Below are 428 nucleotides of genomic sequence, written 5' to 3' on the forward strand. Positions count from 1 at the left end.
GTCATCCGCGGCACCGCCGTCAACCAAGACGGCGCCTCCAACGGCCTGACCGCACCCAACGGCCCCTCACAACAACGCGTCATCACCCACGCCCTCGACAACGCCGGCCTCACCCCCCAAGACGTCGACGCCGTCGAAGCCCACGGCACCGGCACCACCCTCGGCGACCCCATCGAAGCCCAAGCCCTGCTGGCCACCTACGGCCACAACCGCCCCACCGACCACCCCCTGTGGCTCGGCTCCCTCAAATCCAACATCGGCCACGCCCAAGCCGCCGCCGGCGTCGCCGGCATCATCAAAACCGTCCACGCCATCCGCAACGCGGTGCTGCCGCAAACCCTCCACATCGACGAGCCCACCCCCCACGTCGACTGGACCACCGGCACCATCCGCCTCCTCACCGAACAACGCCCCTGGCCCCAGACCGG

At 70.1% G+C, this 428-nt stretch carries 1 pseudogene; it reads left to right on the plus strand.

Annotated elements, in window-relative coordinates:
* Positions 1 to 428: pseudogene (locus FLW16_RS43110) on the plus strand (polyketide synthase); the annotation flags it as partial.

Origin of the sequence: Microbispora sp. KK1-11 (assembly GCF_006874435.1) — a bacterium.
In the GTDB taxonomy this organism is placed as follows: domain Bacteria; phylum Actinomycetota; class Actinomycetes; order Streptosporangiales; family Streptosporangiaceae; genus Microbispora; species Microbispora catharanthi.